Source organism: Providencia rustigianii, from assembly GCF_900637755.1.
Taxonomy (GTDB): domain Bacteria; phylum Pseudomonadota; class Gammaproteobacteria; order Enterobacterales; family Enterobacteriaceae; genus Providencia; species Providencia rustigianii.
In genome coordinates, this window is sequence record NZ_LR134396.1 from 3736937 (window position 1) to 3758636 (window position 21700).

Annotated in this window: 14 protein-coding genes; 6 read left to right on the forward strand and 8 right to left on the reverse strand. The window is 42.0% G+C overall.

All coding sequences use genetic code 11. The features are described 5' to 3' along the window. Positions 1 to 137: 137 nt before the first annotated feature. Positions 138 to 1535: a Si-specific NAD(P)(+) transhydrogenase gene (sthA, locus tag EL244_RS17290; RefSeq protein WP_006816242.1), complete on the forward strand. Its 1398-nt coding sequence runs from the start codon at positions 138 to 140 to the stop codon at positions 1533 to 1535. 89 nt (positions 1536 to 1624) lie between these two features. Here sthA and oxyR read toward each other — a convergent pair whose 3' ends face one another. Continuing rightward, the gene (gene oxyR / locus EL244_RS17295) at positions 1625 to 2530 is read right to left on the reverse strand and encodes a DNA-binding transcriptional regulator OxyR (protein WP_006816243.1); all 906 of its coding nucleotides are present in this window, start codon (positions 2528 to 2530) and stop codon (positions 1625 to 1627) included. A 1329-nt stretch (positions 2531 to 3859) separates the two neighbouring features. Here oxyR and EL244_RS17300 point away from each other — a divergent pair. After that, complete coding sequence (locus tag EL244_RS17300) at positions 3860 to 4213, forward strand: hypothetical protein (RefSeq protein WP_126462524.1); 354 nt, start codon at positions 3860 to 3862, stop codon at positions 4211 to 4213. A gap of 48 nt (positions 4214 to 4261) precedes the next feature. On the opposite strand, the gene argH is transcribed toward EL244_RS17300, so the two are convergent. The 4 genes from argH to argC all read right to left on the reverse strand — a co-directional run bounded on the left by argH (position 4262) and on the right by argC (position 8823). Beyond that, the gene (gene argH, locus EL244_RS17305) at positions 4262 to 5638 is read right to left on the reverse strand and encodes an argininosuccinate lyase (RefSeq protein ID WP_126462527.1); all 1377 of its coding nucleotides are present in this window, start codon (positions 5636 to 5638) and stop codon (positions 4262 to 4264) included. Between the two features lie 80 nt (positions 5639 to 5718). Beyond that, a complete protein-coding gene (locus tag EL244_RS17310; RefSeq protein ID WP_006816250.1) occupies positions 5719 to 6939 on the reverse strand; it encodes an argininosuccinate synthase in 1221 nt (406 codons plus the stop codon). 68 nt (positions 6940 to 7007) lie between these two features. Beyond that, positions 7008 to 7784 (reverse strand): acetylglutamate kinase, encoded by a 777-nt coding sequence (argB, locus tag EL244_RS17315; protein WP_006816251.1) that lies wholly within the window; start codon positions 7782 to 7784, stop codon positions 7008 to 7010. 34 nt (positions 7785 to 7818) lie between these two features. Further along, positions 7819 to 8823, reverse strand: coding sequence for an N-acetyl-gamma-glutamyl-phosphate reductase (argC, locus tag EL244_RS17320; RefSeq protein ID WP_126462530.1), 1005 nt, complete (start codon positions 8821 to 8823; stop codon positions 7819 to 7821). 102 nt (positions 8824 to 8925) lie between these two features. On the opposite strand from argC, the gene argE reads away from it, so the two are divergent. The 4 genes from argE (at position 8926) to gadC (ending at position 14839) form a co-directional block, all read left to right on the forward strand. Further along, positions 8926 to 10080, forward strand: coding sequence for an acetylornithine deacetylase (gene argE, locus EL244_RS17325; RefSeq protein WP_006816253.1), 1155 nt, complete (start codon positions 8926 to 8928; stop codon positions 10078 to 10080). A gap of 234 nt (positions 10081 to 10314) precedes the next feature. Next, positions 10315 to 11199, forward strand: a complete 885-nt coding sequence (gene metF / locus EL244_RS17330) for a methylenetetrahydrofolate reductase (RefSeq protein WP_039855918.1) — start codon at positions 10315 to 10317, stop codon at positions 11197 to 11199. A 613-nt stretch (positions 11200 to 11812) separates the two neighbouring features. After that, positions 11813 to 13213, forward strand: a complete 1401-nt coding sequence (gad, locus tag EL244_RS17335; protein WP_006816255.1) for a glutamate decarboxylase — start codon at positions 11813 to 11815, stop codon at positions 13211 to 13213. Between the two features lie 78 nt (positions 13214 to 13291). Then, positions 13292 to 14839 carry a glutamate/gamma-aminobutyrate antiporter gene (gadC, locus tag EL244_RS17340; protein WP_126462533.1) on the forward strand — a complete coding sequence of 516 codons (1548 nt, stop codon included), beginning with the start codon at positions 13292 to 13294 and terminating at the stop codon, positions 14837 to 14839. Positions 14840 to 14895: 56 nt separating this feature from the next. Here the strand turns inward: gadC and ppc are convergent, their stop codons facing one another. The 3 genes from ppc to metB all read right to left on the reverse strand — a co-directional run bounded on the left by ppc (position 14896) and on the right by metB (position 21515). Next, positions 14896 to 17535: a phosphoenolpyruvate carboxylase gene (ppc, locus tag EL244_RS17345; RefSeq protein ID WP_115164786.1), complete on the reverse strand. Its 2640-nt coding sequence runs from the start codon at positions 17533 to 17535 to the stop codon at positions 14896 to 14898. Between the two features lie 366 nt (positions 17536 to 17901). Beyond that, entirely contained in the window at positions 17902 to 20343 is a 2442-nt protein-coding gene (locus EL244_RS17350; RefSeq protein WP_126462536.1) for a bifunctional aspartate kinase/homoserine dehydrogenase II, read from the reverse strand. An 11-nt stretch (positions 20344 to 20354) separates the two neighbouring features. Next, complete coding sequence (metB, locus tag EL244_RS17355) at positions 20355 to 21515, reverse strand: cystathionine gamma-synthase (RefSeq protein WP_006816259.1); 1161 nt, start codon at positions 21513 to 21515, stop codon at positions 20355 to 20357. Positions 21516 to 21700 lie beyond the last annotated feature (185 nt).

Below are 21700 nucleotides of genomic sequence, written 5' to 3' on the forward strand. Positions count from 1 at the left end.
AACTTTTTATATACTTTGCTCGCTTTGATTTTCATCTGCTTTCTTTACTTATTTGTCTTTAGGATTTCGAATTGAGACAAGATGGCAAACGAATGTTACTATCACAACGTCCCTAGAATTAAAACAGGTCTTACCTCATGCAACATACCCATTTTGATGCAATTGTCATTGGTTCAGGTCCTGGTGGTGAAGGTGCCGCTATGGGGCTGGTCAAACAAGGAAAAAACGTTGCTGTTATAGAACGTTATAACAGTGTCGGCGGTGGCTGTACCCACTGGGGAACCATTCCCTCTAAAGCCCTTCGTCATGCTGTCAGTAGAATTATCGAATTCAACCAAAACCCACTTTATAGTGATAATTCCCGCAGTTTACGCTCCTCATTTTCTGAAATTCTCAAACATGCCGAAACCGTTATTAGTCAGCAAACACGCATGCGTGAAGGCTTCTATGAACGCAATGGTTGCCAGATGTTTTCTGGTGAAGCAACGTTTGTTGATGATCAGCATGTTAGTGTTCGCTATGCTGATGGAAGTTGTGATGTACTGAGTGCTGATAAAATTATTATCGCCACAGGCTCCCGCCCTTATTGCCCTTCAGATGTCGACTTTACCCATTCCCGAATTTATAACAGTGATACAATTCTTAACCTGTCACATGAACCTCGCCATGTCATTATCTACGGTGCTGGTGTGATCGGTTGCGAATACGCATCTATATTTCGAGGATTAGGCGTCAAAGTTGATTTAATCAATACCCGAGATCATTTATTGGCATTCCTTGATCAGGAAATGTCAGATGCACTGTCTTACCATTTTTGGAATAGCGGCGTAGTTATTCGCCATAATGAAGAATATGAAAAGATTGAAGGCTTAGATGATGGAGTCATTGTTCACCTGAAATCAGGTAAAAAAGTTAAAGCGGATTGCCTGCTATTTGCCAACGGACGTACTGGTAATACCGATAATATTGGATTAGCAAATGTAGGTATTGATGCTGATGGTCGGGGCTTAGTAAAAGTTGACCATGCGTATCGTACCAGTAATGAGCATATTTACGCAGTAGGTGATGTTATTGGTTACCCAAGTCTAGCCTCTGCAGCTTATGACCAAGGACGTATTGCAGCTCGAGCAATCACTTCTGGTTTAGGTAATGCCCATTTAGTTGAAAATATTCCGACCGGTATTTATACCATCCCTGAAATCAGCTCTGTTGGTAAAACAGAACAAGAATTGACAGCGATGAAAATACCGTATGAAGTGGGTCGTGCTCAATTTAAACATTTAGCACGCGCACAGATTGCAGGAATGAATGTGGGTAGTTTGAAGATCCTCTTCCACAGAGAAACGCTTCAGATTCTAGGTATTCACTGTTTTGGTGAGAGGGCGGCTGAAATTATTCATATCGGTCAAGCTATCATGGAACAGAAAGGTGAAGGTAATACCATCGAGTACTTTATCAATACCACATTTAATTACCCAACTATGGCAGAAGCCTTCCGCGTTGCCGCATTAAATGGTCTCAATCGACTATTTTAATTTCTCAAGTGATTGTCTGGTGCACTCAATAGGCTCCAGCAATCACTCTTCGATTTTTCTTCTTTAATTACTCTCTATTTACTAAATGCTTACTTTTTGTTTTTATAATAATTATCCATTGAATTATAAATAGTTTCAGCAAGCTGCTCATAGCGACCGCGAAGTGGGGAACCTGGGCGATAAACTAAAACAATCCTACGTTTTGGTTCTGGTTCAATACAGTTCAAGTAACATACCCCATCACGACAAGCTTCATGTGGTACCGCCAAATCAGGTAATAATGTAATCCCACTACCTGCAGCGACCATATTTCTCAGGGTTTCTAAGCTGGTAGCTCTAAAGTGGGTATCTTCCTTCGCCCCTGCTTGGAAACAAAACCCCATTGCTTGGTCACGTAGACAATGCCCATCTTCTAACATCAATAACTTCTCACCCGCAAGCTCGCTCATTTCAACCGTATCACGATCATGCCATGGATGATTCTCATAGATTGCAAGCTTCATCGGCTCTTCAAATAATGGAACTGCAATGAATGGTTCCGTTTCTTTTACATCAGCTAAAATCGCACAGTCTAATTTCCCGCTATCTAATTGAGCAAGTAACTGCTGGGTTTGAGCTTCATGTAAATAAATTTCGAGTTTTGGATGGACACGATGTAGTTCAGGAATAATATGCGGCAATAAATAAGGTGCAACCGTTGGAATAAGTCCAATATGCAATGGCCCCGACATACTTTCGCCCTGCAACGCAGCCATTTCTTGCAATAATTTTATTTCTCTTAGAATTGTTCGGGCCTGCTCTACCAGCAATAAACCTTGCTGAGTAAATAGAACTTTTCGGCTTGTTCGCTCTAAAAGCATCACCCCTAATTCTTCTTCTAGCTTACGAATCTGTCCACTTAATGTAGGTTGACTTACGTGGCAAGAATCCGCAGCGCGTCGAAAATGCTTATGCTCTGCGAGTGCAACTAGATACTCCAGATCACGAATATTCATCTGTCTTTTTCCTTTCGTTAGCCTTACCTACATAGGTAATACCAATCATTATAATGAAATTATAATGTTTCATCTATTGATATAATTAATCGAAAAAATTTGTTTGATTTTTTAGGAATCTTCTCATTAAATATGAAACAGAATGTAATACAAAGAAACCAAATATGTTGCAGGCCATTACGCTAAAGCATCAATTATATATAAAAACATCAAATTAAACTTAACATTTTTAAATACGCTACAAATAACCAACAACTTGACTAGTTTGAGGCTACAAGTTTTTGATTAAAGATTCTTATATGCAAGAAGAACCTACAAACTAGTACGATAGATCAATTTTACTGTTGAGTAAAAATAAATTTTGATATCGAGAAAGATAATCACTTCAAGTCAAGACAAACTTTATAATTACCATTGAAAAAATAACAAAAATAACTAACTCACTGTTTTTTATGTAATATTTATTAATACATTCAAAGTTGAATTATCAATGTCTCAGGCGAATAATTAGCCCGCTCGAATATGACGTAAAAATGTAATAAACATTGTAGGTGACCATTAGATTTCTCAACATCAGAAAGATAAATTACTTTAATAACTAAGGAATGTTTCAACGCTAATTAATACACAATGTACAACATACATTACTTATTAAAAAAGTCTGTAATTCCAGCACTTAGCTATCGAGGTAATCACCCAAAACTCATCTAGCTCAGATTGACTATAAAAATACTTTGATATGATGTAAGTAATAAAGACTTTATAACTAAAAATAAAACCTAAAGACATTTAAATAGCCTATATATTTAATATTAGATTAACATGTGGTTACTATAATAATATAAAAGCTATATTCATCAATCAGAAACACTTTGTTATATTTACTTTCAAATTCAATCAAAGTTTGTAAACACATATTAAATAATATATTAAAAATATTAGTGATAAATTTAATATACGCATGGATATACCGATAAAGACAATCATCTTCGGAAGTGCGAATTTAGTTAATTAGTCTTATTTTTAAGTTTAAAATAGTTAATATAACCACCAGATTGTAAAAAACAAATAAATTTCAGTTTTTTATGATTAAGTATTTACACCTAACCTATACTGATATTATGCAAAACACTTTAGTTTTAATTTAAAATTTCCATACATTTCAATTTTAATATTTACACCTTAAACGTGTTTTTTACTTTATCATTCACTACATCAAACGCAGTTATGTAATTAAAAATAAAATAGTCTTAATTACATAAAATTATATTAATTTACTAACAAACCAAAAATACTGATTAAATCAAAAATCAGTTAGGGGATACTATTATGCAAAAATCAATCTCAATGACTAAAAGAACATTTTCTCGTACATTAATGGCATTACTGCTAATTCCTACATTAAACTCAATTAATGCATACGCTGAAAGTAATGAACATAATGGTACAGTTCAATTCTCTGGAGCTATCGTACATACCCCATGCTTGAACGAAGTAAGTAGCAAACATGTCACTCTAAATTGTTTAGATGATAATGCAGACATGACCACAAGCAATATTGATTTAAATAAATTAGTTAAAACTGAAGGCTGGAAAAAACTGAATGGTGGTAGAAGTTTATATTCTTATGATTGGCTGAATGAAGACAAGCAATTAGGTATGTTAACCATTAAATATAGCTAAAATTATTGTTATGGAAATTGGGGTAGTTATGCTACCCCCCATTTTTAGCTACATTTCTAAGCGAGCTTTCGCATCCTCAATGGCTTTCGCTACTTGCATTTGAGAAACCCCGCCTTTTGCTAAACGCTTATCAAGACATGATTGTAGCGATAAAATTTCATATACATCCAATTGGATAACTGAACTGAATTTCTGCAAATCACTCAATGCCATCTCTTCTAGCGCTTTTCCTTGTGCAATAGCTGTAACCACGGCTTCACCCACAATATGGTGTGCTTCACGGAATGGAACCCCTTTGGCGACTAAATAGTCCGCCAGCTCAGTGGCATTTGCATAACCTTGTTTTGCTGCGTCTTCACAACGTGCACGACGGATTTGAATACCATCCAGAACCAACACCGCCATATGCATGCAATCCAACCAAGTATCTAACGCATCAAATAACCCTTCTTTATCTTCCTGCATATCTTTGTTATATGCCAATGGTAAACCTTTGAGTGTCATCATCATACCCGTTAATGCACCTTGTACACGCCCACATTTACCGCGGATCAGCTCTAGGGCATCAGGATTTTTCTTTTGAGGCATTAATGATGAACCTGAAGTCACTTTATCAGAGAGCTCAACGAACCCAGCTTCACCACTATTGAAGAAAATTAAATCTTCAGCAAAACGAGATAGATGCACCATACCGATACTTGCATCCGATAATAATTCCAATACATGGTCTCTATCAGATACTGTATCCAAACTGTTACGGGTTGCCGATGAGAAACCTAACCATGATGCAAGTTGCTCTCGATCGATGTCATAAGCCGTTCCTGCTAATGCACCGCAACCTAATGGACTGACATCCAAACGCTTTAAGGTATCTTGTAAACGACTTTCATCACGCGCCAACATTTCACTGTAAGCTAAACACCAATGGGCAAAAGTTACTGGCTGTGCACGTTGTAGATGGGTATAGCCCGGCATCACTGCATCTTGATTATTTTCTGCGGTGATCACCAACGCTTTTTGTAACTCCGTCACCGCCTCCAGTAGCAGCGCCACTTGGTCTTTACACCAAAGTTTTAAGTCTGTAGCAACTTGATCATTACGGCTACGACCTGTATGCAGTTTTTTGCCTAAATCACCCACTTTATCAATCAGCTTACTTTCTACCCAACTGTGGATATCTTCTGCGTCACTTTGCAAAATAACTTCAGGGTCTGCTTGGACTTCCGCCAATAATTCATTCAGTGCTTGTTCAAGAGATTTTTGTTCGCTATCAGACAGAATGCCGACCGTAACTAATGCTTTTGACCATGCTACAGATCCCACGATATCTTGCTGCGCTAAGCGATAATCGAAACGCAGTGAATCATTGAATAGTTTAAACCGTTGATCTGCCTGTTGACTAAAACGTCCACCCCAAAGTGCCATAACGAATCCCTACCTGATTGATAAAATAAGTGTTTCACCCGACGACACATTAATGCCGCCGGGGTAATGCATATTAACGATTATTTGGCTTTATTCTGCTCTTTCAGCGCACGAATACGTGAAGAGAGTGAATATAGACGAATGAAGCCACCAGCATGGCTTTGATCGTAAACTTCATCTTCACCAAAGGTTGCAAACTCTTCAGAGTACAGGCTCTTATCCGCTTTTTTCTGGATAGCCATCACTTGGCCTTTGTACAACTTCAGAACGACCTCACCGGTCACATCCTGTGCTAATGATTCAGCTGCTGCTTGCAGAGAGTGACGCAGTGGTGCAAACCAGCGACCGTCATAGACGACATAGGACATTTCCAGACCTAACTGTTCACGCCATTTGTAGCTATCACGATCTAATACCAGTTGCTCGATGCCACGCAGTGCTGCCATCATGATGGTGCCCCCCGGCGTTTCATAGCAACCACGAGACTTCATTCCCACTAAGCGGTTTTCCACGATATCAATACGACCCACACCGTGTTTCGCACCTAACGTATTCAACGTTTCTAAACAACCCAATGGAGATAGCTCTTTACCATTCACTGAAACGACTTCACCGTGTTTCACACCTACGGTCACTAATTCAGCTTCATCCGGTGCATCTTTCGGATCGACAGTCCATACCCAGCAATCTTGGTTAGCTGCATTCCACGTGCTTTCTAATACACCACCTTCAGTAGAGATATGCCATGCGTTCTCATCACGACTATAGATTTTTTCTAAGCTAGCGGTCGTTGGGATATTACGTACTTTTAAGTAATCCAACAGCGCTTCACGGGAACGTAAATCCCACTCACGCCATGGCGCAATCACTTTCAGCTGTGGAGCCAACGCAGTATAAGTGCTTTCGAAACGAACTTGGTCGTTACCTTTACCTGTTGCGCCATGAGCAACAGCATCCGCACCGACTTTCAGGGCAATTTCAACTTGCGCTTTAGCGATAATAGGACGCGCCATTGAAGTCCCTAGCAGGTAGCTACCTTCATACAGTGCACCTGTTTTCAGAACGGGGTAAATGTACTCTTTGATGAACTCTTCACGCAGGTCAACCACGTAGCACTCAGATGCCCCCGATTGCAGCGCTTTTTTCTCAACGCCAACGAGGTCTTCTCTGTCCTGACCCACATCCGCGACGAAAGCGACAACTTCACAACCTTCGTAGTTTTCTTTCAACCATGGAATGATCGCCGAAGTATCTAAGCCGCCAGAGTATGCTAAAACAATTTTCTTGATGCCGTTTTTCATAACTTACCTATCCCAATTCTGTTTAATTAAATGTGTTATTTATTTTTTGCTCGCAATAAGTTAGGTACTTACGACGCAATAATTCGTGTACCAATGGCGGTACCATTAAATAAGGCGGGTAACTGTTCCGCATGGCGCCAGCTAGCGATATCTACAGGGCGTTTTAATGTGGTAGCCGCATCTAAGGCCGCATTAACCTTAACAATCATGCCATCGGTAATAATGCCTTGGTCAATCAGCTTTTGAGCTTTATCCGTGGTCATTTCATCAATTTTTTGACCTTTACCATCCAGAATGCCGCTAACATCAGAAAGCAAGACTAAGTCTGCATCTAAGGCTTGTGCGATAGCGGTTGCCGCTTGGTCAGCATTCACATTCATAAGTTGCCCCTCATCGGTAATTCCAATGGAGCTAATAATCGGTAAATAACCACCAGATAAAAGTAATTTCAATAACTTAGCGTCACCAGGTTTTGCGCTTCCTACATGACCCAACTCATCATTAATTTGGGTAACAACCGCACTATGACCATCACCAAGGGATAAACCCACAGCCGGTTGTTGGTGTTTAATCGCCCAGGCTAACAATGTCTTGTTCGCTGTTCCCGCTAACGCCCCTGTAATAATATCGATTTGGTCCGCAGGAGTTACTCGCAGGCCTTGTTTCTTCACAACCGGCAATTGCAGTTTTTGCATTAATTCATCAACCAAGCATCCCCCACCATGCACAATCACCAGTTCACGCTGATGAGCCTGACGGTAGGTTTGGATAGCCGTAAATAATCTTTCGAGAGCTTCTTCGCTATCAAGTAGCACGCCGCCCAATTTAATCACTAAAGGTTGCATGGAGATTTATCCTTAATAAATTGCCATAAAAGCATTAAAGTAATGACTGCGTTTCGTCGAAACCAAACCGAATATTCATGCACTGAACGGCTTGCGCTGCTGCACCTTTTAATAGGTTATCTTCTGTCCCCACTAAAATCAGGTGCTCACCTTTCAATACAAAACCAATGTCACAAAATGGCGTTCCCACAACGGATTTTAGTGCAGGAACCCCGTTGTCATATAAACGGACTAATGGTTTATTTTGATACGCATCTTTAAATGTTTGGCTAATTTGCTTCGCTGTAACGCCGGCTTTCACCTTACAAGTGATTGTTGCCAGTATGCCCCGTGCAAAGTTGCCTAAATGAGGCGTGAAAATCACCTCTCTTCCTAAATGTGTAGCAATTTCCGGTTGATGGCGATGAGTAAAAATACCGTATGGCTGTAAGCTTACTTCGCAAAAACTGTTAGTCATTGAGGCTTTACGTCCTGCTCCTGAGACACCGCTGGTAGCGTTGATCACCGGCCACATGTTTTCATCCAGCAGATCAGCTTCAATCAATGGCTTTAGCGATAACTGAGAAACTGTTGGGTAGCATCCAGGCACAGCAATCAGCTGCGCCTGACGGATTTTATCGGCTTGCCATTCTGCTAAACCGTAAACTGCTTGCATTAACCATTGGGTATTTGTATGTTCAAAACCGTAGTATTGTGGGTAGAACGCAGCATCTTGAACCCGATAAGCTCCTGAAAGGTCAAACACCACACAACCGGCTTCTAGAAATTGAGGTGCAATATCATGGCTAACTTCATGGGCAGTCGCGAGAAAAACAATATCAATGCCTTGTGCCGCTGCAGCCACATCCGTTAATGGCTGTACAGGAAGGTCAATAATACCTTTATACTGAGGATGTAAATCAGAGAAGCATTTACCCGCATCAGCACTTTGTGCGGATACCATCAGACCGGAAAGATGAATTTCAGAATGACGCTGTAAATATGCTGCTAATTCCGCTCCAGTATAGCCACTGGCCCCGATAATGAGTGTGTTCAACATGTGTATTCTACCTTGTACTCGTGACCCAAACAGTTTAATGTGTATTTTTATTCAAATAAAGTGCATGAATATTGATACTATTATGGATAAAGGCTGTCAACAGTGAATATTAAATTACCTGCATTTATTGAGATTTATCGTCAATTAATAGCAACTCCATCGATTAGTGCGACCGATTCTCATTTGGATCAGAGCAACAAAGCGCTTGTTGAGCTATTAGGCGGATGGCTAGAAACTTTAGGCTTCTCGGTGAATATCCAACCTGTTCCCGATACCCGAGACAAATATAACTTGTTAGCCAGCATTGGTGAGGGCAACGGAGGATTGATGCTGTGTGGTCATACCGATACCGTACCTTTCGACGATGGCCGCTGGAGTAGAGATCCATTCAAACTCACCGAACACGATGGCAAGCTGTATGGCCTCGGTACCGCAGATATGAAAGGCTTTTTTGCCTTTATTATCGATGCATTAAGGGATGTCGACCTCACTACGCTCAAACGCCCGCTACATATATTAGCAACCGCGGATGAAGAAACTTCAATGGCAGGTGCGCGCTACTTTGCAGCGAATACGGCATTGCGCCCTGATTTTGCCATCATCGGTGAGCCAACATCATTGCAGCCAATACGAGCGCATAAAGGTCATCTTTCTAATGCAATTCGTATTACAGGCCAATCTGGGCATTCTAGTGATCCTGCTCGTGGGGTGAATGCCATCGAGTTAATGCATGAATCTATTTCCCACTTAATGACATTGAGAAATACATTAAAAGAACGCTATAACAATCCAGCATTTGTCATTCCATATCCAACCATGAATTTTGGTCATATTAATGGCGGAGATGCAGCAAACCGTATTTGTGGCTGCTGTGAATTACATATGGATATCCGCCCTCTTCCTGGATTGACACTGCAAGATCTCGATGAATTGCTAAATGAAGCTTTAGAACCCGTTCGCGCCAAATGGCCAGGGCGTTTAGCCATTGAAGAAATGCACCCTCCGATTCCAGGATACGAATGCCCGACTGACCATAAAATGGTGGCAGTCATTGAACAATTACTGGGTCAAAAAGCGGCAACGGTCAACTACTGTACTGAAGCACCGTTTATCCAAGAACTGTGCCCAACCTTAGTGTTAGGTCCCGGCTCCATTGAGCAAGCCCATCAGCCTGATGAGTTTATTGATATGAATTTCATTGAACCGACACGTCAGTTAATCAGCCAAATGGTCGAACACTTCTGTTTTACTGAATAATTTTCACCTCACGCGGAGTAACTCTACTCCGCGCATTTCCCCATCATGAATTTTTTTCCTGTTGCGACTGAAAAAACATCAGTGCCAAATTTGATTTAAGAGTTGACTCTCATTGAATATCAAGTAATCTCTATTTAGACGTCTAAACGTATAGAAGTTTAAATGGGTAGAGAACATTGAACAATTAATTAAAACAACTAAATAATCAGTCTGCTAATGGCGAGGTCACAGGGTATGAGTTTCTTTCACGCAAATCAGCGCGAGGCGCTAAATCAAAATTTGGCTGAATTAGATGGTCAAATTAATGTCTCATTTGAATTTTTCCCACCTCGCTCAGCGGAAATGGAACAAACGTTATGGAAATCTATCGATAGACTGAAAAATCTAAAACCCAAATTTGTTTCCGTAACCTATGGAGCCAACTCAGGTGAGCGAGATAGAACCCATAGTATAATTAAAGATATCAAAGACAAAACAGGCTTAGTGGCTGCACCACATTTAACCTGTATTGATGCTAACCCAGAAGAATTAAAATCTATCGCAAGGGATTATTGGAATAATGGTATCCGACATATTGTCGCCCTACGCGGTGATTTACCCGATAACAGCAATAAACCCGAAATGTATGCAACCAATCTGGTGGAGCTGTTAAAAAATGAAGCCGATTTTGATATCTCAGTTGCCGCTTATCCCGAAGTCCATCCGGAAGCGAAAAGTGCTCAGGCTGACCTGATAAATTTGAAGAAAAAGATTGAGGCTGGAGCTAACCGTGCCATTACCCAATTTTTCTTTGATGTGGAAAGTTATTTACGTTTTCGTGACCGCTGTGTTTCAACTGGCATCGATGTCGAGATTGTCCCGGGAATTTTACCCGTATCGAACTTCCGCCAGCTAGAGCGATTTGCTAAGTTGACCAATGTGCGTATTCCAACATGGATGAGCAAAATGTATGAAGGATTGGATAATGATCCTGAAAGTCGTAATTTAGTCGGCGCTTCAATTGCGATGGATATGGTGAAAATTTTAAGTCGTGAAGGCGTTAAAGATTTTCATTTCTATACGTTAAATCGTTCTGAACTGACCTATGCAATCTGCCACACATTGGGTGTGAGACCTTAATTAACGATTTATACCCTTCTCAAATATCGGGTTAATTGTGTCTTGCCACTAATTAGCCCGATTAATTAGCTTCATTTTCAAAATTCAATTTCACCCTCATATTTCAACATCATCAATATTAGACTAAATATTTGTTATTTTTAAAATAAATCAAGAATATATTTTTAAAAATAACCGAAATATTAAGTTAAAATTCAAAGTAAAATACATCTCAATAAGAGCATCCATTATTGAGCACTCTATATAATATGATAAATATTATAGTAAAACGCTATTTCATTCTTATTCCATATACCCATAGATATTGAGTGGTAATTATGCAAATCCCATTCATTTCATATAAATATTTATTCATCCATTTGATATGTAATGAATTTTTACATTAAATCACTTATTGAAAATTTATATTAACAATGTTGATAATTTGTTATACCTGATTAACTTCAAATTTAAATCATATTTACCATCAAAACGAATAATGGAAACAACTGCAAATTAAATAAGATTAATCCTTTAATGAGCTTTATTTAGATTTATTTTTGTGCTTATATCAAATACAAGAATCTTAAATCCTTCTAGTAATCAAAACTCAATTATTGAGGAGATTCGTTGTATGAATAATAAATCAGTATCTTCAAAATATAGTGAATTAGATGATGTCTATGCATCATTAGATTTATCTCAATCATTACCAAAAACGAAGTTTCCAACTAAAGAAAGCGATCCACGCAACGTATTTAGTGCGGTACGTGATGAGTTAATGCTAGATGGTAACTCCAGACAAAACTTAGCGACGTTTTGCCAAACTTGGGTTGATGATGAAATTCGCAGCTTAATGGACTTATCTATCGATAAAAATATGATCGATAAAGATGAGTATCCACAAACTGCAGAAATTGAAAACCGCTGTGTCCATATGCTTGCCGATTTATGGAACTCCCCAGACGCACAAAATACGTTGGGCTGCTCCACCATTGGTTCCTCTGAAGCAGCAATGCTTGGGGGTCTTGCATTAAAATGGCAATGGCGTAAAAAACAAGCGGCAAAAGGTAAACCTACCGATAAACCAAACTTAATCTGTGGCCCCGTACAAATCTGCTGGCACAAATTTGCACGTTATTTTGACGTTGAGCTTAGAGAAATTCCTCTCGAAGGCGACCGCCTGATCATGACACCAGAAGAAGTTTTAAAACGCGTAGATGAAAACACCATCGGTGTTGTGCCGACTTTGGGCGTCACTTTTACTTGCCAATATGAGCCAGTTAAAGCGGTTCATGATGCACTGGATAAACTGCAAAAAGAAACGGGCTTAGATATTCCTATCCATGTGGATGGAGCGAGTGGTGGCTTCCTAGCGCCTTTTTGCGCACCGACACTTGAGTGGGACTTCCGTTTGCCACGCGTCAAATCAATCAATGCCTCCGGACATAAATTTGGTTTAGCACCATTAGGTGCAGGTTGGGTTATTTGGCGTGAAGCGAAAGACTTACCTGAAGAGTTGATTTTTAATGTTAACTATCTCGGCGGTAACATGCCAACCTTCGCATTAAACTTCTCTCGCCCGGGTGGACAGATCATCGCTCAGTACTACAATTTCCTACGTTTAGGCCGTGAAGGCTATGCAAAAATTCACAATGCCTGCTACGCCACTGCACAATACCTTGCTCGTGAAATCGAAAAACTGGGACCATTCGAAATGATTTTCGATGGTGACAGTGCTAGCGGTATTCCAGCCCTCGCATGGAAACTGAAAGATGATGTGAAAAACAGCAATTATTCCTTATACGATATTGCCGATAAACTGCGTAGCCGTGGATGGCAAGTCCCTGCTTACTCAATGCCGGCGAACCGTGAAGACCTGGTTATCCAGCGTATTCTTGTACGTCACGGCGTCAGTTTAGATCTGGCATCTTTATTAATTGAAGACTTCAAACGTACCTTAGATTATTTCGATAAACATCCTGTCAGCAAACCGCTATCTGAAGAAGAAAGCGGTGGTTTCAATCACAGCTAATTATTAAGCCGTTCATCCAGTCGGCGTATTTCTTTCTACGCCGACTGATTCTATGAAACATATGTCAGGAGAATATGTATGGCGACGTCAACCGCTGCTCCAGTAGCAAAACAACTCACCTTATTAGGTTTTTTTGCAATCACCGCATCCATGGTTATGGCGGTGTATGAATATCCGACATTCGCCACTTCGGGTTTCAGCTTAGTCTTCTTTCTGTTGTTGGGTGGTCTACTGTGGTTTATCCCTGTCGCCTTATGTGCCGCTGAAATGGCAACGGTAAAAGGTTGGGAAGAAGGAGGCGTTTTTGCTTGGGTTTCCAACACCTTGGGAGAGCGTTGGGGATTTGCAGCAATTTCTTTTGGTTATCTACAAATCGCGATAGGCTTTATTCCGATGCTGTATTTCGTGCTCGGTGCACTATCCTATATTCTTGATTGGCCTGAACTTAACACCGATCCAGTCACGAAGACTATCGGGGCTTTAGTGATCTTATGGGTTCTGGCATTCACACAATTTGGCGGTACAAAATACACGGCAACTATTGCTAAAGTCGGTTTCTTTGCAGGGATTCTGTTACCTGCATTGATCTTAGTCGGTCTCGCAATCAGCTACCTGATGAGCGGCGCACCTTTAGCAATTGAAATGAGCACTAAAACCTTTTTCCCTGACTTTACCCAAATTGGGACATTGGTTGTTTTCGTTGCCTTTATCTTAAGCTACATGGGTGTTGAAGCTTCTGCGACCCACGTTAATGAGATGAAAAACCCCGGTAGAGATTACCCTGCCGCAATGTTTTTATTGATGATTGCCGCCATCTGTTTGAGTTCGATTGGTGGGTTATCTGTTGCAGCTGTTATTCCAAACAGTGAAATCAACCTTTCTGCTGGTGTGGTACAAACCTTTAAAGTTTTAGTGACTCACTTTAATTCAACCTTTGAGTGGGCTGTGCGGATTATTGTCGCATTACTGTTACTTGGGGTATTAGCAGAAATCGCCTCTTGGATCGTAGGCCCTTCACGCGGTATGTATGTGGCCGCACAAAAAGGGATACTGCCGAAAAGTTTTGCCAAAGTGAATAAAAATGGCGTGCCAGTCACGTTGGTTATTTCTCAGTTACTGATCACTACCGTGGCTATTATTGTTCTCACCAATACAGGTGGTGGCGGTAATATGTCATTCCTAATTGCGTTGGCATTAACTGTAGTTATCTACTTATGCAGCTACTTCATGCTCTTCCTTGGCTACATGCATTTAGTCTGCAAACAAACTGACCAACAACGTTCCTTCAATATTCCGGGCGGAAAAGGCGTCAAACTTGTCGTCGCGACAGTGGGACTCATCGTGTCAATTCTTGCCTTCTTTGTCTCATTCTTCCCGCCAAGTTCACTGCCTGGTGGCGCAGATGCAACCACTTACGTCACGTTGTTAGGTGTTAGCTTCGTCATCATTTTCTTACTGCCATTTATTATTTACGCATTCCATAATAAAGCTGGTAAATCCACTAACGTATCCATGGTGCATATCAAAGCCCATAATGCGCCAGTGAACCATTTCTTTATACACCCTCGTGCCCGTTCAGCGTATGAGTTGGTACATAAAGATCAGAAAAAAAGCAAAACGAAATAACCCATAAACATAAGAGGCTGCCAATCGGCAGCCTCTTCACTTCTAACAATAAACCTCTAACCCGTATTACGCATCCCCGCCGCAACACCCGCAATCGTCACCATCAACGCTTGCTCAACGCGAGGGTCTGGATGCTCTTGTTGGCGAGAGCGATGAAGCAATTCGGCTTGCAGCACGTTCAATGGATCCGTATAAACGTTACGTAATGCGATAGATTCCGCAACCCATGGCAAGTCGGCCATCAACGCTTCATCCTTCGATACTGCCAGCACACTTTTAATATCTTCCGATAATTGGTCACGCAGCTTCTGTCCTAATGGCCATAAACGTTTTTCAACCAGGCGATGATCATAGTATTCCGCCAGCCATAAATCTGCTTTCGCGTACACCATTTCCAGCATCGCAATACGGGTTTTAAAGAACGTCCATTCCTGCCACATTTCATCAAGAACGGCTTGCTTCCCTTCTTTCTCAATGACATGTTTCAGCGCAGCGCCTGCGCCTAACCACGCCGGTAACATTAAGCGGTTTTGTGTCCATGCAAAAATCCATGGGATTGCGCGTAACGTTTCCACCCCACCCGTTGGTCGACGTTTAGCTGGGCGAGAACCTAATGGCAGTTTACCCAGCTCTAATTCCGGTGTAGCAGCACGAAAATAAGGAACAAAGTCTGGCTGCTCACGGACATAATCGCGGTACATTTCACAAGAGACTTCGGACAGCGTGTTCATCACCGCTTTCCATTCTTCTTTCGGCTCTGCGGGAGGCAGTAAGTTAGCTTCGAGGATCGCACTCGCATACATTGCTAAGCTGCTGATAGTGACTTGCGGTAAACCAAACTTAAAGCGGATCATTTCCCCTTGTTCGGTAACTCGTAGACCGCCTTTCAGACTACCCGGTGGTTGAGAAAGTAGAGCAGAATGTGCCGGTGCACCGCCACGACCAATGGTGCCTCCACGACCGTGGAACAGGGTCAACTTCACACCCTCTTTTTTACACAGTTTAATCAAAGAGTCTTGCGCATGATATTGCGCCCAAGATGCCGCCATGACCCCCGCATCTTTTGCAGAGTCAGAATAACCGATCATCACCATTTGATGGTCACCGATTAGATTGCGATACCACTCAATGCTAAGCAGTTTTGTCATCACACTTTCTGCATTATTCAAATCTTCCAGTGTTTCAAACAGAGGCGCCACTGGCAATTTAATGCAAGCCCCAGATGCTTTGAGTAGTAATTTAACCGCTAAAACATCCGATGGGACTTTTGCCATTGAAATGACATAGGCTGCGATGGAGTCTTTCTTCGCTTTGGCAATAACTCGGCAGGTTTCAAATACTTCCTGCGTTTCCGCTGAAGGTTGCCAATCTTGCGGGATCAACGGACGGCGAGATTGTAATTCGGTCAGTAAGAAACGTTGTTTTTCCTCCTCCGACCATTCGCCATAATTTCCTAGCCCTAAATATTCTGTTAGCTCCGATAATGCTTCCGTATGTCGAGTGCTCTCTTGGCGTACATCGATACGCACCAATTGCAGACCAAAACTACGAATACGGCGCAGGGTATCAAGCAATGAACCATTGGCAATAATTTTCATATTGCAGGCAATCAGTGATTGATAGCAAGCGTATAGCGGATCCCATAATTGGGCATTATCCGTCAATAGGTCTGCTGGTGGTAAAACCTGCTCCCCTTTGACACGACGCTCTAAATACTCGAGCGTTGAGAATAGCTGGCTACGTAAATTTTTTGCGATTTGACGATAAGGTTCGTCAACATCATCACCACCCGCTAGGGCGCGTAATTCTGGAGTTGCTTCCGTCATGGAAAGCTCGGAAACCAATACTTGAATATCTTTGAGGAATAAATCCGCCGCTTTCCAACGGCTTAATAGCAATACATGGCGGGTGACTTCTGCGGTCACATTTGGGTTACCATCTCGGTCTCCCCCCATCCATGAAGTAAAACGAATCGGATTAGCTTCGACAGGTAATTCCGCGCCAATCGACTCTTCAAGTTGTTCATTGAACTCACGTAAAAATGCAGGAACACCTTCCCACAGGGAGTTTTCGACAACGGCAAAACCCCACTTTGCTTCATCAATTGGCGTTGGGCGAATTTTACGGATTTCATCGGTATGCCAAGATTGTGCGACGAGCTGACGCAGGCGGCGCATAATATTATTACGCTCGTAATCGGCTAAATCATCATGGTCAAGTTGGGATAAACAGGTATTCACCTCGACCAATTTATGGATCAAGGTACGACGCGCGATTTCAGTTGGGTGTGCCGTCAACACGAGCTCAATCGATAATTCTTCAACGGCTTTTTGAATATCTCCGTGACTAAAATCGTGCTCTTTTAAACGCCCAAATAATTTTTGCAGTGCAACTGGGTTACTTGCCGCTTCTCCGTGGGGAGAAATACTATGGTACTGCTCAGCCACGTTGGTCAGATTCAAAAACTGGTTGAATGCCCGAGCAACTGGTAGTAGCTCATCGTTCGTGAGATTTTGTAAGGACACCAATAATTTTTGGCGCTGAACTTCATTACCAGCACGAGAGGATTTGGATAGCTTACGAATGGATTCGACTTTATCGAGAATATCTTCCCCGAGAGCTTCCTTGATAGTATCGCCGAGTAGTTTACCCAACATACTGACATTACTGCGCATTGCGGAATATTGCTGATTCATGGGACTCCTGATCTTGTGCTGTTGGCAGGATGCCACCCCGTTTCTCATGAACGGTTAACAAACTGCTCTGGATTTCCTGTAAGAAAATTTCAGTCGGCTGTAATAATGTTTTGTGATGCAGACCGCTAAATTCACCCTGTTCCCTATATTCATATCAGAAAAAAAGTGCTTTGGGTGATTTTTATGAAATTTAATTACAGCCTTATTTTTATTAATTTTTCTTATTTAAGTATTGTTTCAGCGCAATCTATCGTCGATTCAGCTCATTAAAGTCATGAATCTTGCTTAAGAATTAAATTGAGAGAATAAAATTAAAAAAATACAGCACATTGGTCATATTCATCATCGACCAATGTGCTCGCTAGACTAGAGAAGTTGAGAAAGGCGGTTTAAATCTGATTGAATTGCTCCCGCGGTTACATCACGCCCTGCTCCCGGTCCCCGGATCACCAGTGGGTTATCACGATACCAGCGGCTTTCGATCGCAAATACGTTATCCCCCGGTAGTAATGATGCCAAAGGATGCTCCGGTTTCACGGCTTCTACGCCAACTTTTGCCTTACCTTTCACCGCGTCGAAGCGCGCGACATAACGCAGAACTAACCCCATCTCTTGTGCCGCTTCCAAACGCTGCTGCATTTGGTCATTAATCACCGCACTATTTTCGAAAAATTCATCTAAGGAACCCGTCTCCGCCTGAGCAGGGACTAAAGACTCAACACGCACTTCATCCGGCTCAATGTCATAACCCGCTTCACGCGCCAGAATAATCAATTTACGCATCACATCTTGCCCAGAAAGGTCGATACGTGGATCTGGCTCAGTAAGACCTTGTTGCCATGCTTGCTCCACTAACTCACTAAACGGAACCGACCCATCGAACTGCAAAAATAACCAAGATAACGTGCCAGAGAAGATCCCGCTGATCGCTAAAATTGCGTCTCCGCTTTGTTTCAGATCACGCACTGCGTAGTTGATCGGTAAACCTGCGCCAACCGTGGCATTGTATAACCAGTGACGCCCTGTTTTCGCAAATGCATCACGAATTTCACGATATTGCTGAGTCGGTGCGGCTCCCGCAATTTTATTGGCGCTAATAACATGGAAACCATAGCTAGCAAAATCTACATAGCTGTTAGCTAGCTCACCGCTGGCCGTCACATCAAGAACAATTAAGTCATCGTAAGGGTGCGCACGCATCCACAGGAATAAATTATCATCTTGGTGTTCAATGGCTTCGTCATCAAAAAAGGCTAATGCGCGGCTTGGATCGATACCTTGATAATTCAATAAACTGCGTCGGCTATCTACCACTCCAGCCAAGACAAAATCAAAATCGCTACGTGCGGAGATATTATTTTGTTCCACAGAGAATAGCTCTAACCAACGAGCACCAATATTCCCTTTTCCAAATAACACTAAACCAATGCGTTTTTCTGCTCGGAACAAACTTTGATGCATTCCTTGAATAATATGCTCAGTTTGGTTAGTACGCAGCACTGCCACCAAACTGATTCCATCTTCTGAATGCCAGATAAACTCAACGGGTTGCCCTTTGAGTTCTTCATAGAATCGGTGACTATGCAGTGGTTTTTTACATACACCCGCCCCCACTAATGCCACTAAGGAAAAACCTTCACGTAAAGATAGTGATCCGGGCAGAGCGGCTTCTTCCAAGACATTTAATGCACTTTCAACCACTTCAGAGGTGTAACACAGCTGTAAAATAGCGCGGTCATGATGAACACCACGCGCTAGCGGGCGCAATTGAACCCGTTTGAGTAATAAATCGATATCTTTGCAGATTTGATTAAAATCACGCCCTGCAGCAATTCTTAACTCAATCAAGCACACATCGTCATGGCTCGTGACAATTTTAGCACCTGCCCCTGACGCTAATACACGCTCAATTTTGGTGGAACCTTGCTCGGGTTGGTAACTGCAACGTAATTGCAGATCGATATTGCTCACCGAAACTGGCTGCAAAGTGCGGGTATGCAGTACTGGTGCGGCAAGGCGAGCCAGTTCACTGGCTTCATCCAGTCTTAACAGCGGCAATAAACACGCATCTTTGACCTTACGTGGGTCAGCGCTGTATACCCCTGCCACATCACTCCAAATGGTCACTTTACCGACATCTGCCAGCGCACCAACTTGGGTCGCCGAATAATCGCTACCATTACGCCCTAACAAGACAGTTTCACCTTTATGGTTACGGGAAATAAATCCTGTGACCACAATACGACGATCTGGATACTGGACTAGTAATTGCTGTAATAATTGGCGAGATTGAGATTCATCAACTTGAGGTTGAGCGGCTCTTTCTGCTCGCAAAAAAGTTCTCGCGTCTAGCCATGCACTTGCCATGTCAAATTGCTCAAGTACCGCAGACATTAAACGTGCAGACCAAATTTCCCCATGCCCAACCACTTCTGCATATGTCGCATCATTAACTGGCTTATCCAATAAGCCACTCAGACGCTCTAAATCGGCAACAAATAATGCATTCAGCGCTTCAGCTTGATCTTCAGGTAACAGGCCACTAATCAAATCCTGTTGATATCGACGGAGAGCCTGCTGTACCTGATGAGCAGAGATACGGTCACTTTGGCTCAGTTTTAACCAACTAATCAATTGATTCGTCGTACTTCCTGCCGCGGAGACAACCATTAAATCGCCGGGTTGACTATAGTTCGCCATAATATTGGCGACACGCTGATAACATTTCACATCAGCTAAACTACTTCCCCCGAACTTATGTAACTGCCGGTGACAAGGCGTCACCTCAAATGCTGTCAATGCACTCATCAAAAACTCCGCTAACGTTGTGACGCAACCTTAAATGCGTTAGTCAAATCTGCAATTAGATCTTGAATATCTTCAATACCCACTGAAATCCGCAATAAATTATCGGTAATTCCTGCGGCAGTTCGTGCTTCAGGAGACATTCCCGCATGAGTCATGGTCGCCGTATGGGAAATCAAGGTTTCAACACCACCAAGAGATTCCGCTAATGTAAACAGGGTGAGTGCCTGAAGAAAATGACGCAACTGTTGCTCATCACCTGCAAATTCAAAACTTAACATCGCACCAAAGCCAGCTTGTTGCTTGACCGCAATTTCGTGCCCTGGATGATCACTCAAAGCAGGATAATATATTTTCTGAACGAGAGGCTGAGTTTTAAGATATTTTACGATCTCATCGGCGTTACGTTGCTGCTGTGCAATGCGTGGAGACAATGTTCTCATGCCTCTTAGCAGCAAATAGCTATCGAAAGCGCCCCCAGTAACACCGATATTATTTGCCCACCATGCTAATTCTAGTGCCCATTTTTCTTCTTTAGCAATCACGGCGCCTGCAATAATATCTGAATGGCCATTAAGATATTTTGTACATGAATGTACAACAAAATCAGCGCCTAAGGCTAATGGTTGCTGCAATATCGGACTCAAAAATGTGTTATCGACCACCACGAATGCCCCCGCCTGATGGGCGAGACTGGCAATATGTTGGATATCATAAATTCTCAGTAGCGGATTACTCGGCGTTTCAATCAAGACTAACTTAGGTTTCTTTGCTAGTGCGGCTTGCAAGGCTGATTCATCGCTTTGATTGATAAACTCAACTTGATAAGCCCCTTTCAGGCTTAAGCTATGAAATAAACGGTAGCTGCCGCCATAACAATCATGGGGAGCAATGAGTAAGTCGCCGGGTTGCAATAAAACGGTACACAGTAAATGGAGAGCTGACATACCACTGTTTGTCATCACCGCACCGCTTCCACCTTCTAACTGTGCCAATGTGCGCTGTACAATATCGCGCCCCGGATTACCTCGACGAGAATAATCATGGGCTCTTGGCTCATTAAAATCGGTGAAATTATAAGTGCTGGATAAATAGATAGGGGGAACAACACAGCCAAATTGCTGGTCTTCATTTAATCCATTATGTATTGCGATTGTTGATGCCTTGTATGTCATGGGCGTCTCTCCAAGTATGGGATAGCTCAAATCATACGCAAATGAAATTTGGACGTCAACATGTCTGGACGTCTAAACCTCTTTACGTTTATATCAACTAATGGAATAATCAGCCATAATAACTATGTGCCAATTGATGGCTGGTAGCATAAGCAGGCATATAAACACACTTAGCTGGTTAATTT

Excerpts from the sequence above, each read along its gene's own strand:
- argH (WP_126462527.1), bottom strand. The coding sequence starts at position 5,638 with ATGGCACTTTGGGGTGGACGTTTTAGTCAACAGGCAGATCAACGGTTT.
- metF (WP_039855918.1), top strand. The coding sequence starts at position 10,315 with ATGAGTTTCTTTCACGCAAATCAGCGCGAGGCGCTAAATCAAAATTTG.
- sthA (WP_006816242.1), top strand. The coding sequence starts at position 138 with ATGCAACATACCCATTTTGATGCAATTGTCATTGGTTCAGGTCCTGGT.
- gad (WP_006816255.1), top strand. The coding sequence starts at position 11,813 with ATGAATAATAAATCAGTATCTTCAAAATATAGTGAATTAGATGATGTC.
- ppc (WP_115164786.1), bottom strand. The coding sequence starts at position 17,535 with ATGAATCAGCAATATTCCGCAATGCGCAGTAATGTCAGTATGTTGGGT.
- EL244_RS17350 (WP_126462536.1), bottom strand. The coding sequence starts at position 20,343 with ATGAGTGCATTGACAGCATTTGAGGTGACGCCTTGTCACCGGCAGTTA.
- argC (WP_126462530.1), bottom strand. The coding sequence starts at position 8,823 with ATGTTGAACACACTCATTATCGGGGCCAGTGGCTATACTGGAGCGGAA.
- oxyR (WP_006816243.1), bottom strand. The coding sequence starts at position 2,530 with ATGAATATTCGTGATCTGGAGTATCTAGTTGCACTCGCAGAGCATAAG.
- gadC (WP_126462533.1), top strand. The coding sequence starts at position 13,292 with ATGGCGACGTCAACCGCTGCTCCAGTAGCAAAACAACTCACCTTATTA.
- EL244_RS17300 (WP_126462524.1), top strand. The coding sequence starts at position 3,860 with ATGCAAAAATCAATCTCAATGACTAAAAGAACATTTTCTCGTACATTA.
- metB (WP_006816259.1), bottom strand. The coding sequence starts at position 21,515 with ATGACATACAAGGCATCAACAATCGCAATACATAATGGATTAAATGAA.
- argB (WP_006816251.1), bottom strand. The coding sequence starts at position 7,784 with ATGCAACCTTTAGTGATTAAATTGGGCGGCGTGCTACTTGATAGCGAA.
- EL244_RS17310 (WP_006816250.1), bottom strand. The coding sequence starts at position 6,939 with ATGAAAAACGGCATCAAGAAAATTGTTTTAGCATACTCTGGCGGCTTA.